We start from the raw sequence: 20,281 nt of genomic DNA, 5'->3' as shown, positions 1-20,281 counted from the left end.
GACTATACAAAATAGGTGAAGTTGAGTTCTACATTGACATTGTACATACCGCGCTCGTAAAGCTGTATCCTGCGCGAACCGCCGTAGATGGTGAACGAGGAGCCCCGGTTGTACTTGTGGTCATCGTTCCAGTCAGCGGCGCTGCAGCGCACGCTGTATCTCGGGGGCTGTATCTTGTTCGGGATGACGGCAACGATGCCGCCCCAGTTGCTGCCGTCCCTGCGTGCGGTATTGATATACCCCTGTATGGACACGATATTCCCGATCTGGCGGATAAACAGCCCCTGGGTATCTGTTCCCGAGCCGCTGTTCTCCATGTGCATCCATCCCGTATCCGCCAGCAGGGGCTGGTATTCTTCCGCATAGGCGGCTCCGATAGCGCGGCAGGCCTGCCGTTTCGCCTCCGCTGTCGGCAAGGACAGGTCGGAAAGTTTGCCGTCCTTGCGCAGGTAGTCCTTGACGATTTCGTCTTTGGACAGCACGTCCAACTTGTTCCGCAGGAGCTGCCGGGCTTCCATGGGGGATTTTCCTTGCCCGGTCAAAAAGTCGATGTAATCCTGGAACAGGTTTTCAAGCGCGGCGAAGCGGGCGTCCGCCCCGGCCTTGGTATACAGGTTCAGGTTGGTGGCGATGGTATCCTTTTCGGAAGCGTTGTAGCCGCCCATCAGCCGTTCCGCCTTTTTCTTGAGTTCCCTGACAACCTGCGAGGTCATCACGTATCCCTCGACCTGTGCGTGCGAAATGCCGCCTTCATCTATGTAGGCGAACGAACCGGTCTTGATTTCCAGCAGTTTGTCCCTGAGTTCGGGTGTGAAGACAATGCCCTCGTAAGCGGAGTCAGTCCCGAGCTTGCCGTCCATCATCCGGTCTATCTCGGCCGTGGAATAGACTTCGAGGTTCTTGCGTGCCTTGCCCTTGTCCGGAAGGTCGGACAGGTTCGAGGTCTTGGCCAGTTTCAGCTCCCCGGTACCTTTCTTTTCGGCATCGAGGGTATCCCTGACGGCCGCCTGCCGCTTTGCTTTCAGTTCGGCGGCTTCCTCTGCCGTCAGCCCGCTGATCTCGTCCGCCGTCAGGCGCACCAGCTCCTTCAATCCTTCGGAGATTTCCAGAAATACCTCCCCGGCTTCCGCTTTGGAATAGACATCGATATTCTTCCGGGCGGCAGCCTTGTCCATGACATCGGAAAGGTTCCCGTCGGCGGAGAGTTTCATTTTCAAAGCCGCCGCGACGGTTCCCGATGTGACATAACCTTCGTCGCCCTCCGTCAGTTCTCCGGTAGTGATAGCCGCCAGTTTCTTCCTGTATTCGGTCGTGAAGTCTTCGGTAGAGAGCTGTTTGCCTTCTACCACATCCACTTTCTTTCCCATCGCCTCCGTAAAGGCCCTGACGGTCACATAGGTGTCGGACACGGATTTTCCGTTGATTTTAAGCGTACCGAGCACATCCACCGCTCCCAAAGGGGCAAGCACGATGTCGCCCAGAGCGTTCCTCAGCGCAAAACGGAAACTGTCAGCGGTGTCGAAGCCGACGGTAGCGAGCAGCGCGGCGGCACTGTCGCGCCAGGTAATCAGGTTTGTCAGCCTGGCATTGTCTTTCGTATAGGCGGTATTCTGAATATCGATACCCCGTCCGGTGCTTTGCAGGGAGAGCAGTCCGCCGACCTGCAGGGTGGCGGTACGCCCGATGACTTTCAAAACAGGTGTGGTGCAGGCTTTTCCGTCATGCACGGCAAAGTCACGGTATTTTGTTCCGCCGCCCTCCGTGCCGTGGTAATTGATACGGATACAACCCTCATCCGTCACATCCGAGGTGTTATAGATGTCGTATCCCTTGATGCGGACAGCCCCGATCCGGGCGTTTTCATTCAGCGAAGTACCGCAGGATATGCCGTCTTCCGTAACCCTGGCCAGTTCCTTGCCTTGTTTCATGAAACTGAACGTGCCGTCCGTCCGGATGACAATCTCGTTGACAAGCAGACCGTGCAGGTAGGCACCGATGGCGGCATGGCCGTCCGCCTTGACGATGCCTTTGAGCATGTAGCCGTTCCCGCCGCTGACGGAGACGGCGGTCTTGGAGCTGATTTCTTTCTGCCCGGTGAACGTTCCGGCCAGCACCAGATCCTTCTTGACGGTCTGCCGGGCAAAAGGTGTATCGAGCAGGACAGCATAGCGGCCGAAGAACTTGTCGATGAACCGGGGTGCATAGCTCTCCGTCACCTCGATGGCCGCCGGCAGTTTGTCAGTAACCGGATCGACCGTATCCGGGACAGCCTTGGCTCCGGCACAGAGATAACAGGTACGCCCGCGCTTGTTGACCTCATTGGCGTAGACCACCGATTCATGCCGGTTGATTTCGTATATATAATAGGGATAGACAGCATCGGCGCAGCCGTCGAAACGGCGTACCTTTCCGCCGAGCCAGACATAACCCGGGGAGACGCGGGGACCCTCGATCTCGCATCCGGAGATGATGAAGTCCGAGCAGCCGTCGAAGATGGCACTCAGGCTCAGGGTAAGCTCCTGCAAGTTCAGGATGTCGTCCGAATAGGTATAACGTCCGCCGGTTTCGGCTACATATTCTTTCATCTTATTCTATGCATTGTGATTGGGTTCATATTCTTCACTATCGATTTTTATCAGATAGGTCTTGCCTGCAATCTTATAACGGTTCACCACGTACGACAGCATGTAGACGAACTCCCTCGCGGGTATCGCGACCGGCGGCACGCAGACCATGAAACTGACCTTGTTGATTGGTTTCTCTTCGGCGAGCCGGTAAAACGGACGCGGAAGTTCCGCCTCGTCCGTGGCCGTGATCTCCTCACCGTTATACCATACGGTACAGGGCCGCTGGTACTGGGCATACTCGTGGTAAAGATCCACGCCGATGCTTTCGCTCTCCCGGATGAAGATACGGTCTCTGTCGTCTTTGAGGTACTTTCCGAATTTGTAGTTCAAATACCACTCGAAGTAGATGACCTGCGAGGTCATGCGCGCCTCGATATGCCGTTCCCGTGCAAACGTACGGAACCGTTCGTTCAGGCTTTGCAAGGGATAGAGGCAGCTCTGCACGAAGAGGATGAACCGCCGTCCCGACAGGTAGTGCGGCACGAGCCGGTTCACCGAACGGTCTATGGGCAGCTTATATCTCATGGTTTTCGACTTTGAGCGTGATGGCTTCCCGGAAGGTCGGCAGTTCCGACTCCTCGTCCTTGCGCGAGGACTCTTTCAGGTAGCCCGAGGCGGTGTATGTCATGCGGCCGACACGTTGCAGGGGCTGGATTTGCCCGTCCGTATCGTGGCAAGCAATAAACACGCCCTGCTCGGGGATTGCCGTCTCGTCGATATAGACGTCTGTAACGTGTTCGGCACGGCGTATGGCATCCGTCAGGCGGGAGACATAGACCGCAGCGTCGAAGTCGATGCCCATAATGTAGTCCCGGATACGGGTCTCGATGCTGTCGTACATCTCCGCCTCGGGAACGGCACCATCGTAGAAGACCGTAAGACGCGGCACCAGCACGTCGCCTTTGGTCGAGATGACCTCGATGCGTGTGCCGGCGAATTTCAGCTTGCCGATATAGGCATTGATGGGCACCAGCTCCTCGGCGGGAATAGCTTCCAGATGTCCTTTCGTGCCGGTAGCGATTTTCAGTACCAGCTTGCTGTCGAGGTTGCTGTCGTCCGTGCTCTCCACATAGGAGACCTGCGTAATGATGCGTTTGGTCTCATCGACCTGGGCATACCCGAAAGCCAGTCCGTCCTCGCGGACGGTCAGCTCGTCGCCCTGCTGGTATTGCAGCAGCGCATTGGCGTAGTAGTCCGGCGTGCCGTTGATCCGGTTGTTGATGGCTTCCGAGATATCCACCGCGAAGACATCAAGCAGCGTCTCGAAACTGTAGATGACAGCGGCTACGGTCCATAGGATACCGTTCATGACAGACAGCTTCGAGTCGCTGGCGAACTCCGTCAGTTCCAGCCGCCGGTTGCGTTCCTGCACGGCTTCATTGTATATCTCCTTAATCGTCCGGCTCATTCCACTGTATAGGTTATATCGTCGATAATGAATTTCCACGCGCCACCCTCATTCCAGGCCTCCTCGTGCAGGATGACCCATACGGCTTCCATGCCCGAGGCGATACGGTAGCGCCCCGTTTCGGTATCCCGGTCCGGCTCCCGATAGGTTCCCGTCGGGGCTGTAGGTAAAATGACCGTGCAATTCCGTCGGTCGCCGTAATGTTCCACAAGGGTTGTCAGGTAATGATCTATGACTGTCGGTTTCAGTCGGGCGGCGGAGAGGTCGAGTGTCATCAGTTCCCGGCATTCGGCAAGCGGTGCAAGATCGGCCAACGCGCAATTCGACAGGTTCAGGCTGTAGGTTCCGGAAAGCAGCCGCAGGCTCTCCAAGGAGAGTGTGGCGTGCGTGAGCGTCAGCTCCTCCACCGGCAGTGTCTGCACCAGTACCAACGACCGCGGTTTGAGCCCGCTCCAGTCGATACTCCGGAAGCAGGCATCGGTAAACCAACGGATACGACGCCTGTCCCTGACTTTGTTGTCGAAGGTATGGGTGAGCAGCTGCGGCGTGTCCGCGAGGAGGACGGTCTCGGTGTCGCTGTTGTCGCCCCAGTCGATTTCCAGCTGTCCCGCACCGGAAACGGCACACTGCACGGTGATGATCCCGGCAGCGAGCGTGAGGACGACAGCAAGCGGCAAGGTGAACGTTTTGGGATAGACATGCCGTTCACCGTTAGCGGGGACGATGCCGTGCAACCCGTTATAGGCGACTACATCGGCGCGGATAACGAAATCGTCCGTGTAGACAAGTTCCCGGCCGGCAGTCAATGTCGTGGCGAAGGAGAGATCGGGGTTGTTGATGAGCAAATCCACGACTCCCTCGATGCTGCCGTACAGGTACAGGGCCACATCGTAGATATTCTGTCCGGCTACGACCCTGTACTTACCCATCGTTCTCCTCCTTTTCCTCGGTTTCTAAAAGCAGCTCTCCCGTGGCAGAATCCATATAGGCATTCTTGATGACGACCTTGTCCGACAGGAATTCCGACTGCAGTTTGGCGGCAAGACCGTTGTTTTCCAGACTCGAATGCAGGTAGTCGACGAGGCCGACACCTGTCGTAGAATGTTGGTAGAGATTTCCGGCTGAAGCTTTCAGCAGAAACGTCTCGTTCTGGGCTTTGGCGGCTCCTATTTCGAAGTCGGTCTCTGAGCCGCTGTACACGGCAAGGTAACCGTCCCGTGACAGCAGGTTGTAGACTCCCTTCTCATTGAGGGAGAAAAATGCGGCCAGGGCGATATCGGCCGTGCCGGCTTCCGTCTCCGCCACGACGGGAAACCAATGTTTGCCCGTCGCAGGATTTCTCAGGTACTCCGTGCCGCCCGAACCGCTTTCCATAACCAGACGGACCGTCAGGCGGCGCATGTCGGGCGTATAGGGAATCCTGACATGGAACCCTTTGCCGTCGTTATACGTGTACACGAAGCCGACGGGGACGGTAATCTCTCCGTAGCGGAAGGTGTCGTTGTCCGCACCCGCGACGGCATCGAGCAGGCGGAAGTCGTAGAAACTCTTGCCGGCGATATTGCCGGAAGTCTCCACCTCACCGTATTCGGCGTCCATTGTTATGTCCTGTCTTGCCATGAACGATACTTCAACAAAAAGCCCGACCATACATCAGAGTACGACCGGGCACTCTTTTCAAAAGAGTAGCGGCAGAAAGAAAGGATGGTTTACTTCTCCTGAATGAAATCGTAGATGCGCGACACGGTAGCCCACATATCGTCCGGAAGCTCCTCGTCCGAGATGCGTTCGCAGGCTTTCCGGAGATACTCCATCTCGTCCCCCGAGAACTCCACGGCAAGCGGTTTCTCCTTCTCCACATCCCATTCGATGCGCTTGTCCTCGGCATTCTCGTGAAGACCGATGGCTTTGCGCTCCTCGTCCGGAATGGCGATCTTGCGCAGAATCTCTTTTTTGAGGTTGAAGTCCTTGAAGTTGCCCCGTGCCGGCAAAAAGGACGGCAGGTAAAGGCGGTCTTTGACTGACAGTTCCATATTATTTATGCATTTTGTACGTTACTCTTTTTTATTTCGTCGATCATGGTATCGAAATCATGAAACAGGGGTGCAAGCGGCTCTCCCATAGGAATGTTGCATGAAATAACGCCTTGTTCCATGTAGATGATACCTATCTGCGGAGCGTTCCCCGAGCCATCCGTATCCTTCTTGCGGATGGAGGCGTGGACGCGGGTCAGCGCGTCATTGACGATGGAATATTCCAACTGGTAGTCGGCATTCTCCGTGCTCTCTTCGGCAACCTTGGTTACCGTTACGTTGGTGATGTTCATAATTCGCTTCTGTTTTTATTAAGTGTAGGGATATTCCCAGCAGAAAAGTTTTTAATAAGAGTGATTTAATATCTGGTAATGGAACGAGGGGTAATTGGCGCACAATACCGTAATGGAGTCTCCCTTGGCTAACGTGTAACTGGCAAGATCCCCGTTGTGGTTACGGATATTGGTGAATACAAGGCTATTCCCCCAGTTGTAGTTGTAAATTAGGGTAAATATGCAGGCGAAGTCCGACGGCAGAGTCGAGTAACCGAACATGGTGGCCACGGACGATGCCGACGGCAGGGTCACGCTGTACTTCTGGTTGGCATAAACGAAAAAGATGTTGAACTGCGAGAAATCGATCGTGTAACCGCTGCCTGTGAAATAGACATTCTTGATCTTGTTGCCGATGCAGGCAGGGGCTATAACAGAGGCATTGGACCATATTCCGTAGTTACGGTTACCGTTTTTGACATCGATATAAAGCCCGTAGTTGTTATTAAAGATGCTGTTCACCTTGTTGTTCACAATACGTCCGGTGGCACATGATCCGCCGGCGGATGCCGGTATGGTGTTGCTGCCGAACAGGACATACGAAATGGTGTCCCCCACGCGGAACAGGTCGTCGTAGATGGCAAGGCCGCCGCCTGAGCCGGTTCCTGTCGCCGTCGAGCCGATGCGCCCCTGACCGATGACGAATCCCCCGATGGTGCCGGCATTGGCGTTGATGGTGCCCGTCATCGTGACATTTCCCGAGGCGTCCCATTTGATATTCTGGTTGGCCAGATAACCCGATCCGTCATTGGCAAAGGAGATTTTCCCGCACCCGAACGTGGCGGAACCGTCCGTGTTCAGCGCCCAATAGTTTACTCCGGTGGAAGGGTTGTCGTGGTAAATATATCCTGAAGCCCCCATAACGATGCGGTGCCCCGAGGCCGGAGCCGAAGCGGTCAGGGCGCTTGTTCCGAGAATCCAGCCGCCGATCTTGCCGCTCACGGCCGTGATACCGTTCCTGTCCAGCGTGACCTTTACGCTATTGTTCGCATCCTTGACGGAGATGCTGCCGTTATAGCTGCTCCCTCCGACAGTCAGGGCGGAATCCACGATAATCTGGTTGGCGCGTACGGTTCCCGTGTAAATGCCGTTGGCATCGATGGTGGTCGTGTATTTCTCCGTGGAGGTAAGGTCGAAGACCGTGGCATAGGCCACATACCAGATGACAGGCGTATCGGAAGTCCCCTGCGTGCCGTCCACGTAGAAGAAATGGGTGCTGGAAAAATCGGCGGTGCCGCACACGACCTTGTAGACGTATTCTTTCCAGTCGCCCGTGCCGGCGTTCGACGTAAGCCACCGGTGCGAACCTCCCGTGCCGACGCTGTTCGTCGCCCAACAGAGATTTCTGCCGGCGGGGATCTTGGCGATAATGCGGGCGACGAGCACCTTGCGGTAACCGCATTTCGCCCCGAAATAGAAGCCTCCGTTGCGAGGGCTGGCACTGCCGCTGGTCTGGATTTTCAGGACATACTTGCTGTCATTGGGTGCCGTGGCATCCTGCTGCCGGGTAACGGTCACCATACCGTTCTGGGAGTTGTTGTAAACCACGACACCGTTGTTTCCGTTCCAGAAAGTCGGGTCGCGGTAGAGCATCTTCCCGAACGCCATGGCCGAAGCGAGTTCCTGCGCCGTCGTGATGCCCGTAGTCCACTGGGCGGATACGGATGCGGCAAAGGTAACCGTGCCGGCGGCATTCCATGAGATATTACCCGAGGCTATGTGCCCAGACCCGTCGTTGTTCAGACTCCATTTCGTGGAGTTGGCGATAGATCCGTCGCTGCCCAGCGAGATGTTGTTTTTCCAGATATGGTTGTGGTCGAAGGCCCACCCCGCGATACGGTTGTATACCTCCTTGCTGCCGCTTTTGGTATAGTTCACCGAGAGGCAGAAGTATTCCAGATTGTCCCATGACATCATCTGAAGACCTATGAATCCGGTCTTGACACTGTTGCCGGATGCCGCCACCTGCCCGAGGACGATATGCCCTGCATTGCTGCTCTGATACCACGTAAGGCATATACCCAGCGGCTTGTAGGCTCCCGTGTACCAGTAACCGCTGCCCGTGGAGGCGGAACGGATTTGCAACGGGATGGCACCCACAGCTCCGACGTTCCCTATGGTCATGTTGTCACTGCCGATGGAGAAACCGCCGATCTTGCCCTTCGTGAACGTGCAGCTGAGACCGTTGATGTAATCGGTATTGATAATGGACGACTTGATACCCACGGCATCGAGTTTCGAGGCGCTGATGCTGCCCGCGGCGATACGGTCTGCCGAAAGTGTTCCCGTCTTGATACTGCCGGCATCGATCGCCACGGCGTTGACCTGCGCCGCGGTAAGGGTGCCCGTGTAAATCCCTGTCGAGCCGATATAGGTCAGCGGGTGCGCCGCAAGCGTGCTGTCCGTGCTTTGCGCCAGAGCAATGAACCGATGGCGGCGGATCTCCTCCTCGACGGCAGCCGTGAGGGTGCGCGGCGCGGGGGCATAGGCTTGTGTGGAACCGCTCTGGAAGATAAGGTCGTTGCCGTAAGCGATTTGCGGAGCTGCCGGAATCGGCGAAGGACTATAACTGCTGCTCTCTATCGGCTGGTCGGAGTAGAGGTGGTACACGGCACCCGTATCGCCGCCGCCACGCAGGAAGACGGCGAACATGCAGTAGTTGCCGCACAGCTGCGCCCCGGCGAACATCCGGCAGTAGGTCTCGGAAAGGTCATAGATATCCCATGAATAGGCAATGCCACCCCAACCGCCGAAGTTGGTTTTGATAAGTACGATCAGACCTCCTTTGTGCGTGGATGTGTTCCACGAGACCGGAGCCTGCTCGGCATATCCCCGACGGACGAGAATGGTACGTTTGATGTTCTGGTCGCCACCTTTGAAAACGACTGGATAATAGGTCGCTTCGTCGCCGTTGATGATGAGTTTCTTGTAATATCGATAGCCGAAGTTCGTAACCTTGGCCGCTTCGATGTCGTTCTTCCATTGCAGCGATACGGAAGCCCCGAACGTAACGTTCCCGGCAGTGTCCCATGCAATGTTGCCCGAGGCGATCTGCCCCGAACCGTCGTTGTTCAGTTTCCATTTCGTGGAGTTGATGATCGAGCCGTCGCTGCCCAGCGACACGTTGCCCTTGCGAATGGAAGTCGTGTCGATCGTCCAGCCGGCTATGCTGTTGCTCGAACCCAGCTGTGCCACGCAGTACCCTGCACTGTCCGTGGTATAGAGCCCGAAGTCCGTGTCGCTGTTGTAGTAGAGCTGCACCCGCTGCCCGCTAGCGACACCCGAATTGGCCCCGTACACCGCGATGCGTCTGTTGCCGCTGTCTATCGAGATATGCGTGGCAGTGAGGGCCGAAGCCCCGATCATCCAGCCGCCGATTTTTCCTTTGGTGAAGGTACAGCTCAGGCCGTTGATATAGTCCGTGTTGATGATGGAGGACCTGATGCTGGCGGCATCGAGCTTCGAGGCCGCTATACTGCCTGCCGCTATGCGGTCGGCGGAGATGGTTCCTGCGGTAATCTGCGAGGCGGTGATACTGCCGGTATAGATTCCGTCGGCCGTGATCTTCGTCAGCTTGGGATAGCCGCTGCCGCCCAAAGCCGTGGTGAGGGAGCCGATAGGTGCCGTCCACAAGGCACTGACCGTCGAGGCGAACGTGACGTTGCCCGAAGCGTCCCACGCGATGTTGCCGCCCGCGACCGCTCCGGCTCCCGAGGCATCCAGCCGCCATTTATAGCCCCGGATACCGTTCGAGCCGAGCGTAATGCTACCTGCGGCAGAGGTGCAGCTCCCCACAGTGTTGTTCTTCGTACCCCGGTAAAGGGAGTCGGCATCCACCGTCCAGCCGCCGATTTTCCCTTTTGTAACGTTCAAGGTCAGAGCTTCGATGTTTCCGGCGGTAATCAAGGAGGCTTTCAACGCCGCCGTGTCGATGCGTGCCGCAGCGATAATCCCCGATGTGATCTGGGAAGCACTGATGGAAATCGTCTTAATCGTATCGGCCGAGAGTGTTCCGGTAAAGACGCCGTCCTTGTCGATGTAGGTCGCACCGACCCAGTTCAGACTCACTCCGCTGCCGAACTCGACCTTGCCTGTCGTGGCGTTATACCTGACATACTGGTCGCCATAACCCAACTGGGCGTTACCGCCGTTATCTACATAGAAGGTTTTGTAGCCATCCCTAAATCCATAGATGCCGTTTACCGCCTCTGCGGCGATCGTTCCCGAGGAGGTCTTCGTATTGAGTGTAAACGAGCCTATGGCTATCCCGGAGACGGTGCCGTCGCTGTTTTTCGTGCCCGCAAAGAGTTTGGGGGTGATGACCGTGTTGCCGTTGATGAGCGTCTTACCCGTATTCCACTCCTTGACCCAGTCGAGCATGTCGGCATCGACCCCGTCCTTGCCCGGGATACCCGCCTTGGCTTTCGACCAGACGAACGACAGATGATAGACAATACCGGAAATTGTCACGGGAATATCTATTGTTCCGTGGTCGGCGAGGGTCGTCGTACCGGCGGTGATAACGTAGGTTAAGGTCTTCGTGCCGTTATTGACGGTAACGGATGAGAATCCCGCCGGCTTACCCACCGCACCGATGGTAAAGGCCGTGAGTTCCTCGTCCCCGCACATCACCCGTACGGTCGAGGTGAGAGTGACGGACGAGAGAATCTTCCCCGTGTCATCCGCGGGGAACACGTATTCACCCAAAGACTGGGTTATGGTATACCCGTCCTTCTGGACATAGATGGTCGCCTGTCCCCGGGCGATGAGAATCTTTGCCATGAAACCTTTTTCTGAAAGTATAGTGCGGAATGATTCCGGCAGGTTGCGGATTTTTTTTCGTGTAAATGATATTATTATAAAAAATATTTGTATTTTTGTAATTGGAAATGGTTCCGGGCGGTTCGCCGCCACGGATGAAAAGGGAATCCGGTGAGAATCCGGGACAGTACCCGCTGCTGTAAGTCCCCTCAAGGTTGCCGCAACCTGCCACTGGTGTAATGCTGGGAAGGCGCGACGACTGGGACGAGTCAGAAGACCTGCCATGACCGGAAAAGGATTTACACCCGCGGGAGAAAATCGGGTTGCGATCAGATACGGAATGCCGTAGGAGTCATTCTCATATTTGAAGACAAACATAATCCCGTTCGTGTAAACCTGCGCGAACGGGATTTTTTGTGTTTGTTAAAAATATGTTTTATTAAAAAACAAGTAAGCTATGAAAAGAAATTTACGCTTTCTGGCGGGAGCTTTCCTGTTGACGGCAACCGCCCTGTTCACCGGCTGTAATTCAGACGATGACTTTTTGATGAATCCTCAAACTGATTCAGTAACTCCCGAAACCCGAGCCAACTTTAATGATGATGGCACTACAACCATTACATTCGATGACTTCGATGAAACATTCATGGCGGTTTCGCCTAAAGCAGAGAACTACTACACGCTTTATGGATATACTGCAGAGAACCAAATCAGGGAAATATACGATCCCGATTTTGTGTTTGTCTCCGACATGAATACTGTAACCAATTCTTATGGAGCGTATACTGAATTTTCCAGTGGTGCCATTGCGTTGTCGAAATACAATTATCGTTCTGATTCTGCTGCCGGCAAGACTTCTGGAACTAATTGGTGGTATACTTGGGAGAATCAATGTAGTGTCTATAATACAGCATCCACAGATGGGGCCAATACAGGGGCAGGTCACAGCGGTTCCAATTTTGCTGTTGTATACGGCTACTCTGATTTCGGAAATACGGAGTGGATGGCCAAACCTGAATTCTATTTTGACTCCCCTCGCAAATTCAAGGGTTTATGGTATTGTAACACAGCATATACCTATGGTGTGATTATAAATGGTAATCAGTTCGGAACATCGGGTGTTGCAACACCGTTGAGTAATCTGAAAGATTCTGACGGCAACAATATAGGATATTTCCAAGTCAACATCGAATGTTATGACGTAGATGGAAATTTGATCACCACTGTATCGAAATTGTTGGCCGACTACCGATATGATAAACCAACAGTGTCCCCCGTAACTACATGGACATATTGGGATATTAATGTAGCGGATGTGCAAAGTGTAAAATTCAATTTTGAAGGATCTGATGTCGATCCTATATATGGACTCAATACTCCGGCGTATCTTTGTATAGACGACGTTACAATAGAATAACAATTTAATATAGTTTGGCATAGAACTGATTTCAGTTCTATGCCCTTTTTATTATGAAGGCTTTCATATTTAGTATTCTTGTACTTTTGTTTTTTATTACAAGCTGTAATAAGAACGATGTAATTACTGAAGAAATAAAACAAGCTCCTATAATTGAACTCGATAGTGAGACTGGCATTTACACTATCAAAGTTGGGCGTGAACTGACAATTGCCCCGACATATAAATATGCGAATAATGCACTTTATGCATGGACAGTAGATGGAAAACTTCTTTCATCTGAATCAATATTGAAGTATACATGGAATCAGGAACAACATCTATATATCAAATTGCGAGTTGATACACCAGAGGGTTATGCGGAAGAAGAGTTAAAAGTAGAAGTATTGGAGTTAACTCCACCTACAATTTCAATCATAATCCCCTCTAAAGGATTAAAAGTGCCTCAAAACACGGATTATATTTTATCTCCAGATATTCAACATGACGATCTTGAAAATTTTAGAATTGAATGGGTACGCGATGGAGAAATCGTCGGAACAGAAAAAGCATATACGTTTCACGAAAAAGAACTCGGTACATATTCGATAACAATCCGGGCATCCAATATAGACGGAGAAACAATCCGTGATTTCGACGTAGAAGTTGTGGAAACAATGCCTTATTCCGTACGGTTTCCGACACCATCCTATACACAAACTTCTACGGATCGTTATACTTTTGCAGGGCGTCCTGTATATTTGCGGCCTTTGCTGGAATATTTCGATTATCCACAGTATCAATGGCAGGTCAATGGAAAAATTATGGAAGCCGCTACCGACAGGGTTTTTAAATTCACGCCGACGACTCCTGGAGAATATTTCGTTGCTGTTACTGTTACAGAAAAAATGCCCAACACACAGCCACTTTCACGTAACATAACACGTAGTAATACTTCAATTACAACGACAGTTAAGGTTATTTGTGAAGAAAAAACGGAACAAGAACGCTATCGGCAAGCGACAGCGACAAGTTCAGGTATTTGGGATAAGGTTTATGAATTCATTCCTGCTCCCGGACAGTTTATTAATGAGTTATCCCAAAATACCGGATTTATAGGAAATGAAACGACGCCCCAACAAGCCATAGAGTATGCAACGAAACGATTGAACAAAAAAGCGCATGTTTCACTGGGATCTTTCGGTGGTTATATCATCATCGGTTTTGACCATAGTATTGCTCCGAGTGGCCGAGAATACGATTTTGCAATACAAGGAAATGCTTTTAACAGTTCGAGCGGTGGCTCAAATGAGCCGGGCATTGTTTGGGTAATGCAAGATATAAATGGCAATGGCCAGCCAGACGATGAATGGTATGAATTAAAAGGATCTGAAACCGGCATCGATGGTACAATACAAGACTACGAAGTAACTTACTATAGACCTGCACCCAGAGCACATACTCCGTGGGTAGATAGTGAAGGTAATTCAGGTTCTGTCGATATGAATGCATACCATGGCCAAGAATATTATTATCCCAATTGGATTAAAGAAGATAGCTATACATTATATGGGACGCGTCTGACTCCTCGCAACAATCAAGATCCCGTTACAGGATATTGGGCGAATAACGCTTATGAGTGGGGGTATGTGGATAATATGGGTTCAGATAATCTGGTAGGAGGAAATGTCATTGATGGTAGCGGTCAGCGCAACGGATTCAAAATAGCCAATGCAATATATCATGACGGGACTCCAGTAAAATTGCAATATATAGACTTTATCAAAGTTCAGTGTGGAGTATTATCGAAAAGTGGTTGGCTTGGAGAGATATCCACAGAAGTATTTTCATTTGAAGACTTATCAATAACTAATAATCAATAATATGAGACAGTTTTGGCTTTTACTATTCATTGCCCCATTTCTTTTTTTATCATGTTCAGAAGATAATCAGACTCCAGAAAGTCCTGCTGATGCCGATGACAATTTTATCACATCAGTCGTGATGACTGTGGCAAGTCAATCCTATACAGCGGAAATAATTGACAATATAATTACCATAACAGTTCCATATACTGTTTCGTTAAATAATGCTCAAGTCGAATTCAAATACACATCCTCGGCAACAATTATTCCCGATCCGGCAAGCATTACTGACTGGGATACGGAACGAACGTTTCGTGTAACCTCTTACAATGGAGAAGCGAATGATTATACATATAAAGTCATTAAAGACGAGATTCGCTATGAAGGGGATGTGGAATTGAAGACAACAGCGGATGTTACGGCTTTCATTGATACGGACGTAACGGTTATCAAAGGTGATTTGATTATCGGGTCGGATGCTGAGGATGCAGAAGAATTGTCGGATATCGCCGCATTAAAAATATTGAAGGAAGTCGAAGGAAACATCATCATTCGGAAAAGTTATGTTGGACAAGATCTTACGGGACTTGATAATATCACTTCAATTGGAGGTTTGCAAATAGGAACTGAAACTGCCTTTGCGACCAACAGTAAATTGCAGATGGTCAGTATGAGATCTTTGCAGCATATTACTGGCGACATCGTTGTCTGCAACAATCAAGTAGCATATGTGCAATTCGACAACCTTGAAACGATTGATGGAAATATAATATTCAGGACTTCATCTCTACAAAGTTTTGAATTCCCTAAATTAACCACTGTCGTAAAGGATTTTGATCTCCAGTGTCTGACAAGTGACGGAGAACCAGGAGGAGAAATCACATCTTTGAGAATTCCTGAATTGACAAAAGTAAACGGTCGCTTAGGGGTTAATAATTTAGGCAAAATGATTTCTTTGGAATTTCCGAAATTACAAGAAGTTGGAAGTGTGGATTTTGCTTCTATACCGATTCCGTTAGAGACCCTTTCATTGCCGGAATTATCGGTAGTAAACGGCGACCTTAATCTCGTTTCCAGTTATATTGCGTCCGATGCTTTTACATCTACGGGAAATAATAAATTACAAGAAATAGATGGACTGTCTAACTTGTCGATTGTTAAAGGCACATTGACAATATCTAAATTCCAAGTCTTGAAAAAATTGCCGGATTGGAGTAAATTAGAACAACTCGGAGGACTGACCTTGCTGCGTTTATTGGAGTGTTCTGATCGAATTTTAGATTTGAGCAAAGTAAATTTTGTACCTTTTGAGGATAACGAACCTTTAATTTCTATTACAGACGGGACTATATTCTCAAAAATTATCACAAAAGAGGATATGTCGCAAGTTAGCATGTTTCTAGCTCCGAGCGGTATTACCGGTTCAAGTGTTGGAATAGATCCAGAATTGAATTTTAAGAGTATTAAGAATTTTAAGTATTCTAGCAATATGACAACAGATCCTGTATTCCAATTTGAACGAGTTTACGGGAATATGGAAATTATAAGAGGTTCAAAAAAAGGCGTTTCAGCCCCTAACTTGGTAAGTGTAGATGGATATTTAAGCATCGAAACTACAATGGCAAACAATATCTCGTTCCCGAAATTGGAAATTGTCGGAGGTCAGTTATGTATTATCGGTAATCTGAACGCTGTTTCTAACTATGATTATGATTTTACGAATTTAAAGTCAGTCGGTTGTTCAAGCAATCCTCAATATATCAAAGAAGGGGTGATTAATAATATTTTATATGGTTCTTTAGATTTTATGGCATCAAATAAAGATTTTACATTTCCGTCATTGGAACATGTCGGGGGTGTTGGTATGACTGTTCGTGCCGTAAAAACTATTTCATGCCCCAAATTGCAGGCCATTGATGGAACACTTTGTGCTGCAAATGCAGCATCGCTTACGACTTTCAATATGCCAACTTTAACAAAACTCTCAGGAGTTCGATTTATCCGGTTGACACGGTTTGTTGATTATACGTTCTTCAAATCTTTTGTAGAAGAAGAGCAAATCAAGAAAGAAGACTGGCTTGTAACCAATTGCGGTTATAACCCCACCTACGAGGATATGCAAGCCGGTCGCTATACCCAGCAGTAACACCCATTATTTTACAAGGGAACAGGGTACTGGCCGAAAGACCGGTACTCTTTCCCGTTTATAACAAGCCAATGAAACATCTGATACGACATATCATTCTTCTATGCGGGTTGCCGCTGTTGCTGGCGGGCTGCATGGAGTGGGACTACGGAGATGCGGTGGAAGATTTCAACGCTACCGGAGCCGGGTTGTTCATCACCAACGAGGGCAACTTCCAGTACGGCAATGCCACGTTGTCGTACTACGACCCCGAAACCCAACAGGTGCAGAATGAAGTGTTCTTCCGTGCCAACGGCATGAAGCTGGGCGACGTGGCGCAATCGATGTGCATCCACGACAATAAGGGCTGGGTCGTGGTGAACAATTCCCACGTGATTTTCGCCATCGACCTCAATACGTTCAAAGAGGTGGGCCGTATCACGAACCTGACTTCGCCGCGCTATATCCATTTCCTCAGCGACGAGAAAGCCTATGTCACCCAATTGTGGGACAACCGCATCTTCATCATCAACCCCAAGAAATATGAAATCACCGGTTACATCCAGGTGCCGGACATGACGATGGAAAGCGGCTCCACGGAGCAGATGGTGCAGTATGGCAAATATGTCTATTGCAACTGCTGGTCGTACCAAAACCGCATCATCAAGATCGATACCGAAACGGATCAGGTGGTAGAAGAACTGAAAGTCGGCATCCAGCCCACCTCGCTGGTAATGGACAAGAACCACAAGATGTGGACGATCACCGACGGTGGGTACGAGGGTTCGCCCTACGGCTACGAAGCCCCGTCTCTCTACCGCATCGATGCCGAGACGTTCACCGTAGAGAAGCAGTTCAAGTTCAAGATGGGCGACTGGCCTTCGGAGGTGCAGCTCAACGGTACGGGCGACAAGCTCTACTGGATCAACAAGGACATATGGTCGATGGACGTGGATGCGGAACGTGTTCCCGTGCGCCCGTTCCTCGAATACAGCGGTACGATTTATTACGGCCTGACCGTCGACCCCGTGCGTGGCGATGTCTACGTGGCCGATGCCATCGACTACCAGCAGCAGGGCATTGTCTACCGCTACTCGTCCGAAGGTGAACTGATCGATGAATTCTATGTCGGGATAATCCCCGGCGCATTTTGTTGGAAGTGATGGGCAGGATACGACACCTATACCATCTCATCTTCGTTACCAAAGGACGCAAGATGACGATTCCGACAACGGGAAAAGGATTGATGCTCGAGCGGATGACACGGATTTTTACAGGGAAAGGTTGCCGCGTACATGCCGCCAATGCCTTTCTCAACCACGTGCATGTACTTGTCGAGATTCCGAATTCCGGGGATTTCAGCAAGATCGTGAACAAGGTGAAAGGCGCCACGGGAACGGTATACCAGAAAACCCCAGAATATGCCGACTTCTCCGGTTGGGCTGCCGGATTCGACTCGTTCAGCGTGTCGTTCAGCGACCTTCACCGGCTCAGACGGCACATCGAGGAGCAGCATACAATCCATCAGGAGATCTCGTTCGAGGAAGAATACGGACAACTGCTTGAAGAGAATGGGTTCGACCCGCATCAAACGTCCGTGCCGGCATCCTCCACGGTACATTTTTCCGCGAATACCCACCCTAAAAACGGAATCAAATGATTTATACGAAATACATACTTTTCTCGCTACTGCTCGTCTGTCCGTCCGTATTGTCCGCGCAGGGAATCACACGACGCATCCACCAGATAGACGAGGTCACGGTGTGGGGCAAACGCCCGATGAAAGAAATCGGCGTGCAGAAGACGAAGTTCGACTCGCTCGCACTGAAAGAGAACATTGCCTTATCGATGGCCGACATTCTGACGTTCAATTCGTCCGTGTTCGTCAAGAGTTACGGACGCGCCACGCTCTCCACCGTTGCTTTCCGCGGCACGTCGCCCAGCCACACGCAGGTGACGTGGAACGGCATGCGCATCAACAATCCCATGCTGGGTATGACCGACTTTTCCACCATACCGTCCTACTTCATAGATCAGGCCTCGCTGCTTCATGGCACGTCGTCGGTGAATGAAACGGGCGGCGGACTCGGCGGACTTGTCAAACTCGGTACTACGCCGCAGGTCGGCGAGGGCTTCCATGCCCAATACGTGCAGGGCATCGGGTCGTTCCGCACGTTCGACGAGTTCGCCCGCTTCACCTACGGCAGCGACCGATGGCAGGTCTCGACCCGCGCGGTCTATTCGTCGTCGCCCAACGATTACAAGTACACCAACCACGACAAGAAGATAAATATCTACGACGAGGAGAAGAACATCATCGGACAGTATCATCCCAAGGAACGCAACCGATCGGGTTCGTTCAAGGACCTGCACCTGTTGCAGGAGGTATATTACAACACCCTGAAAGGCGACCGTTTCGGGTTGAACGCATGGTATATCAACTCCAACCGGGAACTGCCGATGCTCACGACCGATTACGGCGATGAGACCGCCTTCGAGAACCGCCAGCGGGAGCAGACGTTTCGTGGTGTCCTGTCATGGGACCATATCAAAGAGAAATGGAAAGTCGGCGTGAAAGGCGGTTATATCCATACGTGGATGGCCTACGACTACCGTCGTGAGGTGGCGCCGGACAACTGGGCCTCCATGACCCGTTCGCGGAGCAAGATAAACACGTTCTACGGACAGGCGGAAGCGGAATACTCGCCCGGCAGGAAATGGTTCTTCACCTCGAACGTATCCGTGTACCAGCATCTCGTGCGCAGCGAAGACAAGAACATCATCCTTCAGGATGGCAACAAAGCCGTCGTCGGATATGACAAGGGGCGTGTCGAGCTCTCCGGTTCTGTATCGGCCAAATGGCAGCCTGTCGAGCCGTTGGGCTTGTCGCTGGTCTTGCGCGAGGAGATGTCGGGCGACAAATGGGCTCCGCTCATCCCGGCATTCTTCATCGACGGACTGATTTCGCGCAAAGGGAACGTGATGGTGAAAGCCTCCGTATCGCGCAACTATCGTTTTCCGACTTTGAACGACCTCTACTTTCTGCCGGGCGGCAACCCCGACCTTAAAAACGAACACGGCTTCAGCTATGACGCCGGAGTGAGTTTCGATGTCGGCAAAAAGGGGGTATATAAACTGGGCGGCAGCGCAAGCTGGTTCGACTCCTACATCGACGACTGGATCATCTGGCTGCCGACGACCAAGGGGTTCTTCTCGCCGCGCAACGTGAAGAAAGTCCATGCCTACGGTGTCGAAGTGAAGGCCAACCTTGCCGTGCAGCCGGCAAAGGACTGGCTGATAGACCTGAACGGTTCCTATTCGTGGACCCCCTCCATCAACGAGGGCGAAAAGATGTCGCCCGCCGACCAGTCGGTGGGAAAACAACTGCCTTACGTGCCGGAGCACTCCGCCTCGCTGACAGGACGGCTGTCATGGCGGACGTGGGCGTTCCTCTACAAGTGGGCTTACTACTCGGAACGTTTCACCATGTCGAGCAACGATTACACGCTGACAGGCCACCTGCCCCGGTATTTCATGAGCAATATCTCACTGGAGAAAATGCTGTCGTTCAAACCGCTGGATGTACAGTTGAAACTTGCCGTCAATAACCTGTTCAACGAGGACTATCTCTCGGTGCTGTCGCGTCCTATGCCCGGCATCAACTTCGAGTTCTTCATCGGCATCACCCCGAAATTCGGGAAAAGCAGAAAATAATGTAAACGTAAATAAGGTAA

The 20,281-nt window shown here is 51.6% G+C and carries 14 protein-coding genes and 1 riboswitch; of the genes, 6 read left to right on the top strand and 8 right to left on the bottom strand.

All coding sequences use genetic code 11. The features are described 5' to 3' along the window. Positions 1-2: 2 nt before the first annotated feature. From D8S85_RS16210 to D8S85_RS16175, 8 genes are all read right to left on the bottom strand, one after another. Positions 3-2,585, bottom strand: a complete 2,583-nt coding sequence (locus D8S85_RS16210) for a hypothetical protein (RefSeq protein WP_117974425.1) — start codon at positions 2,583-2,585, stop codon at positions 3-5. A gap of 6 nt (positions 2,586-2,591) precedes the next feature. Beyond that, a complete protein-coding gene (locus D8S85_RS16205) occupies positions 2,592-3,050 on the bottom strand; it encodes a hypothetical protein (protein WP_240648709.1) in 459 nt (152 codons plus the stop codon). 91 nt (positions 3,051-3,141) lie between these two features. Further along, on the bottom strand, positions 3,142-4,035 hold the full coding sequence (locus D8S85_RS16200) for a hypothetical protein (protein WP_004293574.1): 894 nt from the start codon (positions 4,033-4,035) through the stop codon (positions 3,142-3,144). Continuing rightward, on the bottom strand, positions 4,032-4,964 hold the full coding sequence (locus tag D8S85_RS16195) for a hypothetical protein (RefSeq protein WP_004293575.1): 933 nt from the start codon (positions 4,962-4,964) through the stop codon (positions 4,032-4,034). Before D8S85_RS16195 ends, D8S85_RS16200 begins: the two co-directional genes overlap by 4 nt. Next, on the bottom strand, positions 4,957-5,634 hold the full coding sequence (locus tag D8S85_RS16190; RefSeq protein WP_004293576.1) for a hypothetical protein: 678 nt from the start codon (positions 5,632-5,634) through the stop codon (positions 4,957-4,959). The genes D8S85_RS16195 and D8S85_RS16190 overlap by 8 nt, the downstream gene beginning before the upstream one ends. Before the next feature lie 110 nt (positions 5,635-5,744). After that, entirely contained in the window at positions 5,745-6,068 is a 324-nt protein-coding gene (locus D8S85_RS16185; protein WP_004293577.1) for a hypothetical protein, read from the bottom strand. 5 nt (positions 6,069-6,073) lie between these two features. After that, positions 6,074-6,361, bottom strand: coding sequence for a hypothetical protein (locus D8S85_RS16180; protein WP_004293578.1), 288 nt, complete (start codon positions 6,359-6,361; stop codon positions 6,074-6,076). 51 nt (positions 6,362-6,412) lie between these two features. Beyond that, positions 6,413-11,182 (bottom strand): hypothetical protein, encoded by a 4,770-nt coding sequence (locus tag D8S85_RS16175; protein WP_004293579.1) that lies wholly within the window; start codon positions 11,180-11,182, stop codon positions 6,413-6,415. Positions 11,183-11,273: 91 nt separating this feature from the next. Then, positions 11,274-11,461, top strand: a riboswitch (cobalamin riboswitch). A gap of 157 nt (positions 11,462-11,618) precedes the next feature. Between D8S85_RS16175 and D8S85_RS16170 the strand changes: the two genes are divergently transcribed. From D8S85_RS16170 to D8S85_RS16145, 6 genes are all read left to right on the top strand, one after another. After that, on the top strand, positions 11,619-12,578 hold the full coding sequence (locus D8S85_RS16170; RefSeq protein ID WP_004293580.1) for a DUF4465 domain-containing protein: 960 nt from the start codon (positions 11,619-11,621) through the stop codon (positions 12,576-12,578). Positions 12,579-12,631: 53 nt separating this feature from the next. Next, complete coding sequence (locus D8S85_RS16165) at positions 12,632-14,440, top strand: PKD-like domain-containing protein (protein WP_004293581.1); 1,809 nt, start codon at positions 12,632-12,634, stop codon at positions 14,438-14,440. Position 14,441: 1 nt separating this feature from the next. After that, positions 14,442-16,568 carry a receptor L domain-containing protein gene (locus D8S85_RS16160; RefSeq protein ID WP_004303979.1) on the top strand — a complete coding sequence of 709 codons (2,127 nt, stop codon included), beginning with the start codon at positions 14,442-14,444 and terminating at the stop codon, positions 16,566-16,568. 71 nt (positions 16,569-16,639) lie between these two features. Further along, positions 16,640-17,710: a glutaminyl-peptide cyclotransferase gene (locus D8S85_RS16155; RefSeq protein ID WP_004293583.1), complete on the top strand. Its 1,071-nt coding sequence runs from the start codon at positions 16,640-16,642 to the stop codon at positions 17,708-17,710. Next, positions 17,710-18,207, top strand: a complete 498-nt coding sequence (locus D8S85_RS16150; RefSeq protein WP_004303978.1) for a transposase — start codon at positions 17,710-17,712, stop codon at positions 18,205-18,207. Before D8S85_RS16155 ends, D8S85_RS16150 begins: the two co-directional genes overlap by 1 nt. Then, positions 18,204-20,261, top strand: coding sequence for a TonB-dependent receptor (locus D8S85_RS16145; RefSeq protein ID WP_004293585.1), 2,058 nt, complete (start codon positions 18,204-18,206; stop codon positions 20,259-20,261). Before D8S85_RS16150 ends, D8S85_RS16145 begins: the two co-directional genes overlap by 4 nt. The last annotated feature ends 20 nt before the right edge of the window (positions 20,262-20,281 follow it).

The sequence above is a fragment of the Butyricimonas faecalis genome (assembly GCF_003991565.1).
In the GTDB taxonomy this organism is placed as follows: Bacteria; Bacteroidota; Bacteroidia; order Bacteroidales; family Marinifilaceae; genus Butyricimonas; species Butyricimonas faecalis.
Note: the sequence above shows the minus strand (reverse complement) of the source record. Positions and strands in the feature narration are given on the sequence as shown.

Bases quoted from the DNA above. Each gene is read 5' to 3' on its own strand.
- D8S85_RS16210 (WP_117974425.1), bottom strand. From the start codon at position 2,585: ATGAAAGAATATGTAGCCGAAACCGGCGGACGTTATACCTATTCGGAC.
- D8S85_RS16200 (WP_004293574.1), bottom strand. From the start codon at position 4,035: ATGAGCCGGACGATTAAGGAGATATACAATGAAGCCGTGCAGGAACGC.
- D8S85_RS16195 (WP_004293575.1), bottom strand. From the start codon at position 4,964: ATGGGTAAGTACAGGGTCGTAGCCGGACAGAATATCTACGATGTGGCC.
- D8S85_RS16190 (WP_004293576.1), bottom strand. From the start codon at position 5,634: ATGGACGCCGAATACGGTGAGGTGGAGACTTCCGGCAATATCGCCGGC.
- D8S85_RS16185 (WP_004293577.1), bottom strand. From the start codon at position 6,068: ATGGAACTGTCAGTCAAAGACCGCCTTTACCTGCCGTCCTTTTTGCCG.
- D8S85_RS16180 (WP_004293578.1), bottom strand. From the start codon at position 6,361: ATGAACATCACCAACGTAACGGTAACCAAGGTTGCCGAAGAGAGCACG.
- D8S85_RS16175 (WP_004293579.1), bottom strand. From the start codon at position 11,182: ATGGCAAAGATTCTCATCGCCCGGGGACAGGCGACCATCTATGTCCAG.
- D8S85_RS16170 (WP_004293580.1), top strand. From the start codon at position 11,619: ATGAAAAGAAATTTACGCTTTCTGGCGGGAGCTTTCCTGTTGACGGCA.
- D8S85_RS16165 (WP_004293581.1), top strand. From the start codon at position 12,632: ATGAAGGCTTTCATATTTAGTATTCTTGTACTTTTGTTTTTTATTACA.
- D8S85_RS16160 (WP_004303979.1), top strand. From the start codon at position 14,442: ATGAGACAGTTTTGGCTTTTACTATTCATTGCCCCATTTCTTTTTTTA.
- D8S85_RS16155 (WP_004293583.1), top strand. From the start codon at position 16,640: ATGAAACATCTGATACGACATATCATTCTTCTATGCGGGTTGCCGCTG.
- D8S85_RS16150 (WP_004303978.1), top strand. From the start codon at position 17,710: ATGGGCAGGATACGACACCTATACCATCTCATCTTCGTTACCAAAGGA.
- D8S85_RS16145 (WP_004293585.1), top strand. From the start codon at position 18,204: ATGATTTATACGAAATACATACTTTTCTCGCTACTGCTCGTCTGTCCG.